The sequence below is a fragment of the Neobacillus driksii genome, from assembly GCF_013409995.1.
Taxonomy (GTDB): domain Bacteria; phylum Bacillota; class Bacilli; order Bacillales; family Cytobacillaceae; genus Neobacillus; species Neobacillus driksii.
Window position 1 is genome coordinate 64,275 of record NZ_JACCBX010000021.1, and the last position, 16,078, is coordinate 80,352.

Genomic DNA, 16,078 nt, shown 5'->3' on the forward strand with positions numbered 1-16,078 from the left:
TAAAAAATAACCCAGCTTTTTTAGAGAAAGCAGGGTTATTTTTTATGCACTATTTATATTAACCCGTTTGAAGTCTTTGGAAAGTCCATTCTTCTTTTTTCTATACTAAACTCATCAATTTCATAGCATTTTCTGAGGTTTTTTCAAGGTTTTGCTTACCATTAGTCAGTGCTTCCTCTAAAGAAACAACCCCCTGCATGATACAAAAAATTGAATCAATCTTTTCATACAAGGAATCGATTTCTTTGCCCACTATACCAGCGAATGCTACTACTGGTTTATTATACTTTTTTGCAATCGTTGAAACCCCATATGAAGTCTTTCCAAATTTGGTTTGAAAATCGATACTTCCTTCACCAGTCCAAACCATATCAGCAGATTTAACCTTCTCCCCTAAGGATGTATATTCAATAACAATGTCAATCCCACTTTTCAAAGTTGCATTTAAGAATACCATCAGTCCAGCGCCCAATCCACCTGCAGCTCCTGCACCTGGTACCTCTACGATATCTTTTTTCATTACTTCCTTAATCACATTCGCATAGTTTCTTAGGTTGTGATCCAATATTTCTATCATATCTAGAGTAGCTCCCTTTTGTGGTCCAAACACGTTGGAGGCCCCTCTCTCTCCACAGAGTGGATTGTTAACATCACAGGCTACCTCAACGGAAATATCTTTTAAACGCTGGTCAAAATTAGTTAAATCAATGCTAGCTAATCTTCCTAATTCTCCGCCGCCAAAACCTAGTTCCACTCCTTTTTCATCAAGCAGCTTTCCGCCTAATGCCTGTATAACGCCAGCTCCTCCATCATTTGTTGCACTCCCGCCAATACCAATTAATAGTTTTTTAACACCATGGTCTAAACAAGCTTTTATTAATAGACCTGTACCGTAGGTGGTGGTAATAAGTGGATTTCTGTCCTCCTTTGAGACTAAATGAATTCCGCTTGCGCTAGCCATTTCAATGATTCCTGTTTCACCGTCTCCTAAAATACCATAAGACGCTTCTACCTCATTCCCAAGAGGACCGAATACTTTATGTTTATAGATTTCACCGCCAGTTGCATCAACTAGGGATTGCATCGTACCTTCGCCACCATCTGCCATTGGAACGTGTATACACGTAATCTTATCATTTACTTTCTTTATTCCTCGTTCCATTGCCTCACATGCTTCTTTTGCTGTCATACTTTCTTTAAATGAATCGGGTGCTAACAATATAACAAAGTCATTTTTCATATATTCCCACCTTTTCTCTTACATTCTATCCTTTTCATTTAACTGTAGAATTCAAATCCTGTTTATCAGATACCTCTAAAATGGACAACTTCTTCCATTGGGACCCGGCTGGAAATATATTGATTATAGGGGTGCTCTACATCTGCATAGCCAACCATAATTCCAACAATAATTTTTTGATTTTCCGGAATATCGAGCACCTTTCTTATATGATGCGGATAGGATACAGAGCTTGCAGCCGGTGCAGAATCAAGTCCATGTGCTTTTGCAGCGAGCATTAGGCTGTTGGCAAACAATCCAAGATCAAATAAAGACCAATCCGAAAGAGTCGTATCAAGACATAAGAACACAGCAACTGGTGCACCAAAAAACTCATAGTTATTTTTCCAATTTTGATAGCGTGCTTTGTCGTCATCGCGAACAATCCCCATGCTTTTAAATGACTCTGCAAAGCTCTTTTTCAATCGGCTATCAATATACTCCGGCCATTCCTTAGGTGTTGGCAAATCCTGTGTATGTGCTTCATGATTTTGAAATGATTTTAAGTAAGCCAATCGTAACGCTTCTATCTTTTCTCCTGCTGCAACATATATCTCCCAAGGTTGTGAATTTGCCCATGACGGGGCACGGACAGCATCTGTCAATACCTTTATCAATAATTCCTTACTTACAGGTTTATTTAAATATTTTCGAATTGTATGTCTTTCAGAAAAAAGTTTTGTTGCTTCCAAGAAGTAATCCTCCCCCTAGTTACTTAAAACATACGTAAAGAGAAGGCTGATTCCACAAAGGTTCCTGTCAGCACCTTTTTTGAAATCAGCCTTTATATTTCGTCTAGAGAAATATTTGTACATGAATGTACTAGATTTTATAATAACGCAGATTCATAAAATTAGTTTTGTATCACCTGTGCTTTTTCAACTGAATGTTTCTTTAAGATATTTAGCAGCCCTTCGTTAACCTTGCAGTTTTTGAAGGCGAATGACTGCATAATTAGGTCTATTTCTTCTTCGGAAAGATCTTTAAAAATCTTGGCATACTCTGGCTGTATTAGCGCCCCAGCATAGATGGTGAATAGGGCTTGTGAAAGGCTAGCTAGATTATAGCCGTGAGACATTTCCGGATTGACAACCTCTTCTAAATGACTGGCCAATTCCGCAGCTAATTCTCTTGCCTTAAAGCCTGGCAGCCAAATCATCCAATCATCGGTATTTAAGGCATGTTTCATTTTAACTATCGAAGCAACCTTTTTCATATACTCTGATTCTGGATCCAGTGTCACTAAGCCCATAACACCAACATCTTTATATGTCCATGTGGTCCAATGTGCACCAAACTCTTCAAAAATGCCAAGTTGATCATCCATCGCACTTAACCGGTCAGTGATTTCATTTTCTGGGCCATTATAAACAGAGCCAAACTCCCCTACCCAAAGAGGAACATTATACTTCTGTGCATATTTAGTACCTTCATGGTTATAAAATACTTCCTCTTGGACGGCTTTATCCCAATACTGCCCGCTTACCACGCGCGGTGTTTTTGCGTCGGCGACTCCTGGGTATGATCCAGGTCCGAAACCAGCTGCTGTATAATTATGACTGCTGTACACCAAATTTTTAGCAAAAGGAGCTTCTAAGCCATCAAATAATTTAGAGTAATTATCTCCTTCAAGGAAGATGATATGTTCAGGATCAATGGCGCGGATTGCTTCAACTACACGTCTGTAGACCCGGTTCATTCTTTCCCAATCCGGTTTATAATTACCAAAGAAGGTATGTGGGAAATCGCCGTGTGGTGTATTCACAGCAGGTTCATTCATGACATTATATCCTGCAATTACTCCTCTTCCATGATAGCGACGTGCAAACTCTTCCCATAACGCGACAAATCTGTCTTGATATGTTTTATCATGCCAGAAAAAGCTGTGACGTACATCGTTATCTGAGTGCCAGTGAGTGTTTTGAAAGCCCTGCACCGCATGAAGGTCAAGAATCACGTAAAGACCATGCTTCTCGCATAAATTAATAATTTTGTCTAAACGCTCGAATCCAGATTCTTTATAGGTAAATGGTGCCTCATCATCCTCAAAGTGACGATAATTTAATGGAATTCGAATCGTGGTTGCACCCCAGCTTTTAATAAACTCGATGTCGTCTTCGCCGAAGAAGTAGTGAAGCATTCTATCAAATAGGAATTCTGCTTTTTCTTTACCAATCACTTCCGCGACTGTATGACGAAGAGCATGCTCTGTTCCCGTGTAGCCATTAATAAAGTCTTCCATGTTCATCCAGCCGCCGATGCATGTACCTCTTAGTTGAATCGGCTTACCGACAGAATTAGTAATTTTATTATTAATTACCTGAAGCATTTCCATGAATATTCCCTTCCTTTCATTTAAAAGTGATTAAAGTTCCTTATAAGTAAAATAGTCAAAGTCGGCTGGTTGGCTTGTTCCACTTGTGTCTTGACAATGCATGCCAACAAACGCACCAGTAAATCCGTTCAAACGGACATATTCATCTGATAGCTTATAAGATTCAAAGTTTACAGGAATATCAGACCAAGTTTCGCCATCAAAGGAATAAGCGAATTGATAGGTATGTTCCCTTACCTTTACTTTTAAATGGACATACTCGACGGATTCAGGAACGGGAATTTCTTTACCCTGAAGAGGCTGTGAAAAAGTAAAATTATCGGCACTCATGATATCGATCATACGACCCTTTTCTTCATTCCAGGTAATTTGAACAGTTGTCCAATTCTCGGTATTGTAATAGCAAACCAAACCTGCAGCTTGTTGATACGTTTTGGGATTAAAAGAAACCGCTGTGCCCGCGTCAAAATGGAATGACTGCCAACGTCGTGCAACCAAAGCCTGAGTAAAGCAAGACGTTAGTGACTCTTTTCCATAAAGGCGTAAATTTCCCGGATTGTCTGTTAAGGACATAATATCTTCCGTTAACGGAATCCGTAACGTCTGGTAATGGTGGTTCAAAGTTAGACTATCAAAATGGTCAATTTCTTCATAATCTCGCTCCCATTTCACTTCTTCCATCTTCGGTGCTTCTACTTCGACAGATCCTTGTTTTCCGCCGACAACATATGGCCATCCGTCTTTCCATTCAAGTTTTTGAATCGCAGTTTCTCTTCCTAGTGGACAAAAACCACGATAACCAAGCACTGGTTTATCCTCATGAGATAATGGTCTGCCTGTTAGGTGTGCCAAATACCATTCATCCGTATGAGTGTGTACGATCGAAGCATGTCCGCATTTTTGCAACGGATTTCGCGGGTCATGCCAGGAAGTTAGGAAAGGATGATCTGGATGCAGCCCATATGGTCCGTCGATATTTTTGGACCTCGCCAGAGTTGCAGTATGTTCATAGCGTGTTCCACCCTCTGCTGTCAACAGATAGTAATAACCTTCAATAAAATATAAATGTGGTCCCTCGGTCAGCCTTATATCTGTTCCCTCAAAGATGACCTTCGGTTTGCCAATTAAGCGCTTTTCCTCATGGGAGTATTCCTGTAAGACAATTCCCCCAAAGGAATGTTTATACGTTCTTTGATCCCATAACATATTGATAATATATTTTTTTCCGTCCACATCATGGAACAAAGAAGGATCAAATCCTGAACTATTTAGATAAATCGGCTCACTCCACTCACCATCAATGGTTTCGCAAGTGGTTAAGTAATTGTGGGAATCCTTCCACGCACCGGAATGCATTTTTACATCTGAATAGATCAACCAGAATTGACCGTCAGCATAAGTTAGGCATGGTGCCCATACACCGCCGGAATTGGGATTCCCTTTCATATCGATAAGGGAAACTCTATTTAACGGGCGTGATACAAGATGCCAGTTTACTAGATCCTTAGAATGATGGATTTGGACTCCAGGAAACCACTCAAACGTAGATACCGCAATATAGTAATCATCTCCAACCCTGCAAATGCTAGGGTCTGGATTAAAACCTTTCAATACTGGATTTTGAATTTTCATTTGTTCATCATCCTCTCGTTTTTAATTCAGCAAGAATTCGTTTATGTTCCTTTTCATCTAAGTTATAGAAGAAAATCGCTGCAAGCTCGATGATAACGAATACGACTGGAATGGCAGTCATTGTTAACAAAATACCGTTTAATGCCTCTGGTGTTTGTGCTTGGTTCGCCACATAACCAAAGTTTGCTAAAATTAGACCTGGTACAATACCACCAATGGCCATACCAAACTTGAAGAAGAATCCAACTAATGCATAGATGACACCGCTCGCACGTTTGCCAGTCTTATATTCGCCATAATCGATTGTTTCAGGAATTAATGCCCATGTAAATGCACCTGCAGTGATCGTACCAAGTGCCGCGATTAAACGCCCTGCAAATACTAGTGGTACCATGGATGCCGGAACCAAGAAAAGAGCCAATAATCCGATTGCCTTTAAAGATAAAGCGGTAAATAATAGTTTTTTCTTACCCATCCATTTATACATCATTGGCATTAATGGCATAAGAATGAGGGCAGGAAGCGTTCCCATTAAACCATACCATTTTACTAACTCCGGTCTTGCAACGTTATAAGTGACATAATAAATACCCACAGAGTTAACGATGGAGTTTACACCAAAGTTCAGAATAAAGAAAAAGCATACGATTAAAAGTGGACGATTGGTTCTTAATTGAACCCAGATATCTTTAAAATTGATCTGAGCCTCTTTTGAATGATTAAGCGGAACGCGTTCTTTTGTGTTATAGAAGCTGTACAACAATAACAGTGCTCCCATAATTCCCATGATTGTCATGGTGATTTGCCAACCAGAGCCTGTCTCACCAGTCATATTGGTGAAGATACCAGCTAAAAGTGGTACACCAAAGGAAACGATTAAGCCACCCATGTTTCCGAACAGCATCCGGACGGAAGTCAGGCTGACAACTTCTTTGTTATCTTGGGTAATGGCCGAAGTTAGGGCAGCATAAGGGATGTTAATCACTGAATACGTAATGGATAATAAAATATATGTAGCATAGGCATACACGAGTTTCATCGGATCAGAAAATCCTGGCGTGGTGAAACACAGAATCGCAACCCCTGCAAACGGAAAGGCACCGTATAAAAGATAGGGACGAAATCTTCCGTATTTTGTATTGGTTTTATCAATAACCGCTCCGATAAATGGATCGAGAACAGCATCAATCAATCGGACAACTAGGAACATCAATCCAGCTGCTGCAGCGGTAATTCCAAAAACATCCGTATAGAAAAATAATAGATAACTACTTACTGTTTGATAAATGAAGTTACAGGCTAAATCCCCAGTAGCATAGCCAACCTTTTCCTTCATTTTAATTTTCTCTGGTGCTACTACGGTGATCTTTTGAGCAAGACTTGTACTCATTTTGATTCCCCTCTACATTTTAATTGGCACTCACTTAGTTTGTACGTTGTATAAACTAAGTGGGTATCATAATCCTATTCTTTATTGCCATATCGGATAATTAGATTTTACACTCGGTTAAAATCATCAGGATCTGCAAACATTCGTTGATTTGTGTTGAGATTGTTTATTTTGTCCATATCCTCTTGTGAAAGCTCAAAATCGAATACTTCTGCGTTCTCTGCAATCCGGTGCGGTTTAACAGACTTTGGAATCGTGACTACCCCATTTTGAATATCCCAGCGGATGATAATTTGTGCGGTTGACTTCTTGTACTTCTCAGCAATCTCCACTAGAACCGGCTCTTCAAAAAGACCACCCTGCATTAATGGAGACCATGCTTCAAGCTGAATCCCATGTTTTTTACAAAAAGCATGCAACTCGCTTTGATTAAATCGCGGATGATATTCTACTTGATTGACCAATGGAATAACTTCGCAGTTGGCTATAATATCCTCGAGATGATGAATTTTGAAGTTACTTACACCAATAGCGCGAACACGTCCATCCTTATAAAGCTGCTCGAGTGCTTTCCATGTTTCAATATACTTTCCTTGAGATGGCAGGGGCCAATGAATCAAATAAAGGTCTAAATAATCTAAACCCAACTTCTTTAAGCTTACATCAAAAGCTGCTAACGTTTCTTCATAGCCATGATCGGCATTCCAAACCTTAGTGGTAACAAATAATTCTTCGCGCGGCACATTTGATTCTGCTATCGCTTTACCCACACCTTCTTCATTGGCGTAAATGGCAGCAGTATCAATGCTTCGATACCCTACCTCAAGGGCAGCCTTTACCGAACTGACAACTTCTTCCCCGTCTTGTACTTTAAAGACCCCTAAGCCAACCCATGGCATTTTCACACCATTATGTAAGGTTGTTGTACTTTGTAATTCTTTTACCATCTGCTTCACTCCTTTTACAACTTTTATTTGGCTCTTGGCACCGGTTGAGGAAGGATTCCTACCGGCGCAATATGGATAGATGTCAAATAATTTTATATTATAAAACACAGTTTTGTCATCTAGGCCTGCCTGGCTAGATTATATCACCACATTACCAAGAAATTGACTCCATTATTGTATAATTTATGGAATTTTTTATGCTAACACACCTTTATAGTCAGGAATGACCTGAACGATTCTCGCATCTAACTCTTTCAATAGCATATTGATAGACTCTGTTAGTTCCTCATTTGGCTGGATGAGCGGTTTTTGACAATACCCCTCTAATCTGATTCCTCTAAGGACCATCGCTTGTTTCGTAAATGGGATAAAGGTTGGGCCAAAATCGTATAGCTCCATCATTTTATCAACAATGCTCTGAATATCAGCTGCTTTTTTCAAGTCTTTTTCGTTAAGGGCATTTACCCATGCGGAAAATACTTCTGGATATATATTAGAAAGGCCACCAATACAGCCATTACCGCCGCTAAGAACATTATGCGCGAAGTTTTCATCAAATCCGGAATAGATAATAAAATCCGGGAATTCGTTCTGCACCGTTTGGATTAACTTTCTCGTATGTCCCATTTCGGTAACAGTATCTTTATATCCTTTAATATTTTTATGTTTCCGCAAAAGATTCAGCGTCACTTCAGGTGACAAATCGTGACCGGTCCTTGCAGGATAATTATATAAGTAAATATCCCCCTTTATCCTTGGAGCCACTTGGTCAAAATAGAGCTCCACACTCTCATCTGAGAGGTAAAAATAATAAGGGCTAATTATCATGACACCATCGGCACCTGCATCAATTGCATAGTTGGATAGTTGAACCGTATCTTCTACCGTCATGCACGCAGTTCCGATATATACTTTGGTCCGATGATTCACATAGCTTACCGCTAAGTCAATCAACGCTTTCTTCTGGGCATCCTCAATATAGGAAAACTCCCCGGTACTGCCCATAATGACTAAACCGTCTACTCCCCCATTTATTAGGAAATCATAAATATTTTTGTTGGCCTGGTGGTCCAAATTGCCCTCAGAATCAAAAGCCGTTACCACAGGCGTTAAAAATTGAGCTTTTTTCAATAGACCTCTCTCCTTGGAATCTAGCAGGCTCACAATTTACGAGAGCCCGCTGTGAATTTTAATATTAGAACAATGTTTCCTTAGTTTGCTAGTAAAAGTACGAGTTAATGAGTAACTTTGTACTTTTTATCGTTCGCTAGCGCTTTCATTCCTGCATTCAAAACCTCTATGATTCGGTCGGTATCATAGACACTTCCGCGCCAGGTTCCGCCACTAGCGGCTTGAAGTGCAGCCCATAATCGTGTATCATCCGGTAACCCTGGATCAGGTTTAAGGTCTGGATGAGTCTCACGTTCTTCTAATTCTCTAACTGCCTCTTCCATCGATAACTGTTGATCCTTTGTTCCGATAAAGTTAACGGAACCAACTAATCTATTTCTGTCCACGATGATTTCAATTACATCACCATCACGTAATTTACCAATTGGGCCCCCTGCCAAAGCTTCTGGACCGACATGCCCGATACAAGCACCGGTTGATACACCTGAAAAACGGGCATCTGTAATCAAGGAAACATGTTTTCCATAAGATAAGTGCTTTAAGGCAGAAGTTAATTGATAGGTTTCTTCCATTCCTGTCCCAAGTGGTCCTCCACCCATGACTACCATGATGTCACCAGCTTCAATTCCACCAGTTTTAATCGCCTTGATTGCTGTTTTCTCAGATGTAAAAACTTTTGCCGCGCCAGTATGACGATAAATACCGTCTTCCCCAACCACAGATGGGTCAATGCTAGTTGACTTAATAACAGAACCATCAGGTGCAAGGTTTCCTTTCGGGAACGTGACCGTCGAGGTTAACCCTCGCTGTTTTGATTGGGTTGGACTCATAATTACTTCATCCGGTTGAATTCCATCATGTTCTACCAACAGTTTTCTAAATTTTGCCCGTCGTTCTGAGGTTTCCCACCAATCAAGGTTTGCTCCAAGTGTTTCCCCTGTTACCGTAAGGACATCTTCATGTAGCAGACCCAGTTTCCTTAGATGAAGCATTACTTCTGGTACTCCTCCGGCTAAGAACGCCCGAACGGTTGGATGGTTATCTGGTCCGTTTGGTAATACATTTACTAAGCGTGGCACTAACTTATTAATTCTTTCCCAATCATCTACTGTAGGAATTCTGCAGCCGGCAGCATGTGCAACAGCTGGAAGATGTAAGAGCAAATTTGTTGATCCACCAAAAGCAGCGTGTAGGACCATGGCATTTTCAATCGCTTTATCCGTAATGATATCCTTCGTTGTAATGCCTTTTTTCTCCATTTCCAACGCGGCGCGAGCTGACTGTTTCGCAATCTCTTCCCAAACAGGCTGGCCGGATGGTGATAAAGCAGAATGAGGCAATGCTAATCCTAGTGCTTCCACCACTACTTGCGAGGTACCTGCAGTTCCTAAGAACTGACACCCACCCCCGCTAGAGCCACATGCTACACAGCCTAGTCTTGCTGCTTCCTCCAATGTAAGCTCATTATTGGAAAATCTAGCACCAATTGTTTGAACCTTGCCTGCATCTTCTCCTTCTGTAGGCGGAAGTGTGGCACCACCTGGAACTAAAACGGTTGGAAGATTGTGCATAGATGCCAGGGCAATCATCACCGCCGGCAAACCCTTATCACATGTAGCAACTCCTACAACCGCCCGCCTTGTTGGAATAGAACGAATTAGGCGCCTCATCACAACAGCTGCGTCATTACGATAAGGAAGGGAATCAAACATCCCCGTTGTCCCTTGAGAGCGGCCATCACACGGATCGCTTACAAAACTTGCAAATGGGACGCCACCTAGTTTAGTAACTTCTTCAGCAGCTGCTCTCATTTGTAATCCTAGTTCATAATTTCCGGTATGATATCCTAATGCAATCGGAGTGCCATCGTGATCACGAATGCCTGCCAAAGTTCCAATAATCAGTACTTGTTTACCAAGGAGCTTAGCAGGTTCCCACCCCATTCCAGCATTCTGGGTCATCCCAAAAATATCGCCGCTAGGCAGTTCTCGCAACATTTCGGGGGTCAGTGGAAGGGAACCATTCGGTCCAGCACCATGAGTCTTTATGCTATAGATGGATTGATTTTCTTCTCCAAAAATTAATTGTAATGACATCGTAACCTCCTATGTAATAACAATATGCAGCTTTTTATGTTATTTTGTTTTATAATATAAAACCATGTTCTATTATATTGTTTCGAGTTGATTATAGCATACCTATTTCATTGTAGGAAGGGAAAATGTGCCTATTACGTTACAAAGCAGTTTTTTTGACTATTTTGATTTACATATGTTTATATCTATTGTTTGTTATAATAAGATATAATTTTATAATATAAAACAAAAAAGGAGTCATTTATGCCAATTATTCAGTCTGTTGAACGGGCTCTGAAGATTCTAGATTTATTCGATGAGCATAAGTCAGAGCTTAAAATTACTGAAATTAGTGAGATGATGGGGCTTCATAAAAGTACGGTTCACTCACTATTAAAAACACTTCAGGTACATTCCTACATTGATCAAAACCCGGAAGATGGAAAATACAGATTAGGACTAAAACTAGCAGAACGAGGGAATTTAGTCATCAACAATATGGATATACGAAGAACTGCAAGGAAGTACCTGCTCGATCTCTCTGCCAAAACAGGGCAAACCGTCCATTTGGGGATATTAGATGGCCGGGAAGGTGTCTATATCGATAAAGTAGAAGGGGAACAATCCATTATTCGGTATTCTCGTATTGGTCGAAGACTTCCCCTCCACTCTACTGCAATTGGAAAAGTCCTTTTAGCCTATCAACCACTTAATGAAATTGAGCTTTTATTAAAGGATTATGAATTTCAGTACCAAACCAACAGCACCATTATGAATGAGGACATTTTTCGAAAGGAAATTGGAAAGGTTAAGCAACAGGGATTTGCAGTAGATGACCAGGAAAATGAACAAGGTGTTCGGTGTGCAGCTGTACCCATTTTCAATGGAAAGGGTCATGTATTAGCAGCAATCAGTATTTCCACCTTAATTTCCCGTGTAAATGATGAGGAAATGAATAACTTTGTTCATCTCCTCAAAACATCTTGTAACGAACTTTCGGAACAAATGAGATATGTAAATGAATAATTTATCTTATTGAATACCAAAAAACGCAAGTGGAGAACCCTTTATCTTCACTTGCTTTTTTGTTTTTTATTGTTAACTGAAGGAGGCTGTAGCATAATTCAATTTCCTAACGCTATTTAAAAAAGTTAGTTGTTTGGATATACAAAGTTACTATACATCAGTTATAATAAATTTGTAAATCACTATACTATTCGATGGGGAGATATTATGGAGAAAAACTCAAAACCAAATGAGCCTATAGTTACACACATTTATACTGCAGATCCTTCCGCACATGTCTTTGAAGGCAAGCTTTATATTTATCCATCTCATGACCTTGATCACGATGAACCTTCTAATGATAATGGCGACCAATATAAGATGGAAGATTACCATGTCCTATCTATGGATGACGTTAACTCCCCTGTTGTCGACCACGGGGAAGCGCTTCACGTAAAAGATGTTCCATGGGCATCTAAACAAATGTGGGCACCTGATGCAGCTTATAAAAACAACACGTATTATTTATTCTTCCCAGCAAGAGATAAAGATGGCATTTTCAGAATTGGTGTCGCAACAAGTCCAAATCCTGCAGGCCCATTCACACCAGAGGAAAATTACATACCTGGCAGCTTCAGTATCGACCCAGCGGTATTAGTGGATGAAGATTCAAAAGCGTATGTTTATTTTGGCGGCCTTTGGGGAGGACAGTTAGAAAAGTGGCAGACTGGAACATTCGTTCCTGAAGCAGAAGGACCAGCACCTGATGCACCTGCACTAGGACCTAGAGTAGCTGAATTAAGCGATGACATGCTTACTTTCAAAAGTGAACCAAAAGAAATTTCCATTGTTGACGAAGATGGCAACCCGATTCTTGCAAGCGATGAGGACAGAAGATATTTTGAAGGACCATGGGTTCATAAATACAATGGTCTTTACTATCTATCCTATTCAACCGGTACAACTCATAAAATCGTTTATGCAGTAAGTGAGAATCCACAAGGTCCATTTGTATTTAAAGGTACAATTCTTACCCCTGTAATTGGCTGGACCACACATCATTCGATTGTTGAGTTTAACGATAAATGGTACCTGTTCTACCACGATTGCGAGTTATCAGATGGCGTGAACCATAAGCGTTCTGTAAAATACACTGAACTTAATTATAACGAAGATGGAACGATTCAAACGATTGACCCTTACGGAGATAAATAGGCAGATTAAAAGCTGGCTTCATAGTCGAAGCCAGCCTTTTTAATGTGCTATTTAAGTCTCGCTGCCAATACTGCATTGATATCAGCCATAACTTCTTCTACTTCTTGATTGGCGTCGATTCTAACCATTCTTTCAGGAAACATCTTCATTACCTCTTCATAGCCTTCCCGAACGTTAACATGGAAATTTATTTCCTCTAAATCTAATCTATTTATTTCTCTTTCTTTATTTTTGGCAATTCGACTTAACCCTATTTGAGGGTCCAAATCCAGGTACAAAGTTAAATCTGGCATTAGGTCTCCAATTGCAAATTTATTAATGGAAAAGACCTTACTAATACCTAGTCCTCTAGCATATCCCTGATATGCTAAGCTGCTATCTACAAACCTATCACATAATACAATACAGCCTTCATTAAGAGACGGTACGACCTTTTCCACTAAATGCTGCCTTCTTGCTGCGGCATAAAGCAGGGCTTCTGTTCTGCCCTCCATTTTAGTGTTTTTCGGGTCTAGAATAACGGAACGAATTTGCTCTGCTATATCAATTCCTCCAGGCTCTCTTGTAACCACTACCTTTTTTCCACTCGTCTCAAGTGAATCTTTAATGAAATTAATTATAGTCGATTTGCCAGATCCCTCGACACCTTCAAGGGTAATGAAGTAACTCATATATATTTCTCCAATCTTATTTCAATTATTAACTTGTTCTACAATGTTAATTTGATTACTGTCTAGAAAGGAACCACCTTGAAATCTCGCTCCCGTATTGATTAGCTGGGTAAGCTGCTTTACCTTTTCCTCTGTAATTAACTCCCCCATTAACAGAAGGGGAATTCCCGGCGGGTATGGAATAATCGTCTCTGCACACACCTGCCCCGCTGCTTCTGAAATCGGTATTAGCTGTTTCTTCATATTAGTCAACTTGTCATGGGAAATTGCTAACTCAGATATCTTTCCTGTATTAACTAAAGTTTCATTCTCAATTGAATGATAAGGTATTTCCTCTAGCAGCGCTTTTATTTTTCTACCTGCTCTTACTAATGGATATTCTTGGTTTTCCTTCAATAAGGGAAGGATAAATAGGACATTAAGTGGATCTGCTAATTCCGTATAGATTCCTATCTCTTCAAATCTTTTCTGGAGTTCAAATCCACTTAACTTAGACCTTGACTGTATGGTTACTTTTAATGGATCCCCGGGTAGGTTAGGATACTCTAGTACCTTAATGCTTTGAATCGCTGAAAGCTCTTTTTTAAAATTCAATATTTCTTGTTTTAGGTATTCTAAATCGTTACGATGATAGGTTGCTAAATAGTTTCTCGCTAAATCCAGTGAAGCCATGATAACGTATGATGGGCTGCTAGACTGAAGCATTTGCAGGTAGTCCTTCACCTTATCGAGGTTGACTCGTACACTGTTTATATGTAAATAAGAACCCATAGTCATGGCCGGCAAAGTTTTATGTGCTGAGTGCACAACCATATCCGCCCCTAATTGAATTGCAGATGCCGGAAAGGGCTCACCAATAATAAAATGAGGACCATGTGCCTCATCTACTAATACAGGTATGTTTTTTAGATGTGCAAGGTCAATGATACTTTTTAAATCATATACCATACCATAATAATTTGGATAGGTTAAAACAATCGCTTTCGCATTTGGATAGAGGGTAATGGCTTTTTCCACAATTTCTTCTGCAACACCAGTTGATGTTTTCCATTCTGGATTATATTCAGGTTCCAAAAAAACGGGTCTGGCCTTGGCTAACTTAATAGCATTTAAGACAGACTTATGGCAATTTCGTTGAACAAGGATAACATCATCCTTCTCACAAACTGACAGGATCATGGCTAAATTACCGACAGTTGATCCATTTACCAAGAAAAAGCTTTTCTTGACCTGATAAAGCGCAGCTAAGAGCTCCTCAGCCTCTTTAATCACGCCTTCAGGGGAGTGCAAATCATCCAAACCGGATAGTTCTGTGGCGTCAATTTTTAGAAGTTCCTGAAATAGATTTTGAGCTTGTTGGTTGAGAACAACTCCTGACTTATGGCCAGGAACGTGAAATGAGATGGGGTTTGCACTTTTATAGTGAATTAGTGCTTCATATAACGGAATTCGAGTTTGTTTATTCATTGGTATACTCCTTTAAAGAGTCTCATTCATTTTACCTGACCTACCCCGTTTTAAGCAAAAAAATAAAGCCCAAATGGACTTTTTATGAAAAAATTTCTGGTGTTGTTATTTTCTTTAACTGTTTTAGATAATATTTATATTTTGGATCATGTGTTTCTGTTTGAATTAAGTCTTTTTCACAATCAGTACATATAAACGAAGTATATAGATGTATCCCTTTTGGTTTTAAATCCTCACATATAACGCATGTTTCGTGATAATGACTATGTGCTACTGAACTCAACCACACCACCTCCATACACCTATTCTTCCCGATATTTTTCAATTGTATACAATATTTAGAATTATCATCTTCAGGGCATCCCTCGATATATCTTATGTAGGTAAATGCTTTTGGGTGTATGTCTAGTAACGATTTATTCAAAAACACTTCGTACTTTTTTATTTAGGAACTAGGAATTAGGCTGGTAGGCAAATTAGGGTTCTGTCTGACGGGATGGTCCAGACTTTTGATTACCTTTATTATAGAAAATTCGAGTTTGGCTTAATCAAAAACTATTTTGGGCTATTCGTTACCGTTTTCCTTAAAAATCACACTGTTAGGGCATGAATAACCTCTAATCGTTACCGTTTTCTTCAAAAGTGTCGCCGTACGGGCACGATTAACTGCTTTTCATTACCTTTTTCTTTAAAATTGCCGCCTCACTGGCACGAATACCTCCTAAGCCTTACTGTTTTCTTTAAAAGTATTACCACACGGGCACAATTCTCTAACACTTCATTTTTTTGTAAATTAAATACAAAAAAACACAACCCTTATCAGGTTGTGTTTCCCTTGCCTGGCAACGTCCTACTCTCACAGGGACAAAGTCCCAACTACCATCGGCGCTGAGAAGCTTAACTTCCGTGTTCGGTATGGGAACGGGTGTGA

13 protein-coding genes and 1 rRNA gene are annotated in these 16,078 nt (G+C 39.7%); 2 read left to right on the forward strand and 12 right to left on the reverse strand.

Annotated features, from left to right (window positions below; translation table 11 throughout):
• Positions 1-100 precede the first annotated feature (100 nt).
• The 8 genes from F4694_RS30125 to F4694_RS30160 all read right to left on the reverse strand — a co-directional run bounded on the left by F4694_RS30125 (position 101) and on the right by F4694_RS30160 (position 10,810).
• Positions 101-1,240: a glycerate kinase family protein gene (locus tag F4694_RS30125; RefSeq protein WP_179603592.1), complete on the reverse strand. Its 1,140-nt coding sequence runs from the start codon at positions 1,238-1,240 to the stop codon at positions 101-103.
• Positions 1,241-1,305: 65 nt separating this feature from the next.
• Positions 1,306-1,971: a nitroreductase gene (locus F4694_RS30130; RefSeq protein ID WP_179603593.1), complete on the reverse strand. Its 666-nt coding sequence runs from the start codon at positions 1,969-1,971 to the stop codon at positions 1,306-1,308.
• 161 nt (positions 1,972-2,132) lie between these two features.
• On the reverse strand, positions 2,133-3,614 hold the full coding sequence (locus F4694_RS30135; RefSeq protein ID WP_218895896.1) for a glycoside hydrolase family 5 protein: 1,482 nt from the start codon (positions 3,612-3,614) through the stop codon (positions 2,133-2,135).
• A 30-nt stretch (positions 3,615-3,644) separates the two neighbouring features.
• Positions 3,645-5,246 carry a glycoside hydrolase family 43 protein gene (locus F4694_RS30140; RefSeq protein WP_179603594.1) on the reverse strand — a complete coding sequence of 534 codons (1,602 nt, stop codon included), beginning with the start codon at positions 5,244-5,246 and terminating at the stop codon, positions 3,645-3,647.
• A 7-nt stretch (positions 5,247-5,253) separates the two neighbouring features.
• Positions 5,254-6,636, reverse strand: a complete 1,383-nt coding sequence (locus F4694_RS30145; RefSeq protein ID WP_179603595.1) for a glycoside-pentoside-hexuronide (GPH):cation symporter — start codon at positions 6,634-6,636, stop codon at positions 5,254-5,256.
• Positions 6,637-6,743: 107 nt separating this feature from the next.
• On the reverse strand, positions 6,744-7,583 hold the full coding sequence (locus F4694_RS30150; protein WP_179603596.1) for an aldo/keto reductase: 840 nt from the start codon (positions 7,581-7,583) through the stop codon (positions 6,744-6,746).
• 195 nt (positions 7,584-7,778) lie between these two features.
• The gene (locus F4694_RS30155) at positions 7,779-8,714 is read right to left on the reverse strand and encodes a dihydrodipicolinate synthase family protein (protein ID WP_179603597.1); all 936 of its coding nucleotides are present in this window, start codon (positions 8,712-8,714) and stop codon (positions 7,779-7,781) included.
• Positions 8,715-8,818: 104 nt separating this feature from the next.
• Positions 8,819-10,810, reverse strand: coding sequence for a YjhG/YagF family D-xylonate dehydratase (locus F4694_RS30160; protein ID WP_179603598.1), 1,992 nt, complete (start codon positions 10,808-10,810; stop codon positions 8,819-8,821).
• A gap of 243 nt (positions 10,811-11,053) precedes the next feature.
• On the opposite strand from F4694_RS30160, the gene F4694_RS30165 reads away from it, so the two are divergent.
• Both F4694_RS30165 and F4694_RS30170 read left to right on the forward strand, forming a co-directional pair.
• Positions 11,054-11,815 (forward strand): IclR family transcriptional regulator, encoded by a 762-nt coding sequence (locus F4694_RS30165; RefSeq protein WP_179603599.1) that lies wholly within the window; start codon positions 11,054-11,056, stop codon positions 11,813-11,815.
• A gap of 207 nt (positions 11,816-12,022) precedes the next feature.
• A complete protein-coding gene (locus F4694_RS30170) occupies positions 12,023-13,009 on the forward strand; it encodes a glycoside hydrolase family 43 protein (protein WP_179603600.1) in 987 nt (328 codons plus the stop codon).
• Between the two features lie 47 nt (positions 13,010-13,056).
• Here F4694_RS30170 and tmk read toward each other — a convergent pair whose 3' ends face one another.
• The 4 genes from tmk to rrf all read right to left on the reverse strand — a co-directional run.
• Complete coding sequence (gene tmk / locus F4694_RS30175; protein ID WP_179603601.1) at positions 13,057-13,680, reverse strand: dTMP kinase; 624 nt, start codon at positions 13,678-13,680, stop codon at positions 13,057-13,059.
• 21 nt (positions 13,681-13,701) lie between these two features.
• Positions 13,702-15,147 (reverse strand): aminotransferase class I/II-fold pyridoxal phosphate-dependent enzyme, encoded by a 1,446-nt coding sequence (locus F4694_RS30180; RefSeq protein ID WP_179603602.1) that lies wholly within the window; start codon positions 15,145-15,147, stop codon positions 13,702-13,704.
• 82 nt (positions 15,148-15,229) lie between these two features.
• Positions 15,230-15,445: a sigma factor G inhibitor Gin gene (locus F4694_RS30185; protein WP_179603603.1), complete on the reverse strand. Its 216-nt coding sequence runs from the start codon at positions 15,443-15,445 to the stop codon at positions 15,230-15,232.
• 539 nt (positions 15,446-15,984) lie between these two features.
• Positions 15,985-16,078, reverse strand: a 5S ribosomal RNA gene (rrf, locus tag F4694_RS30190); the annotation flags it as partial.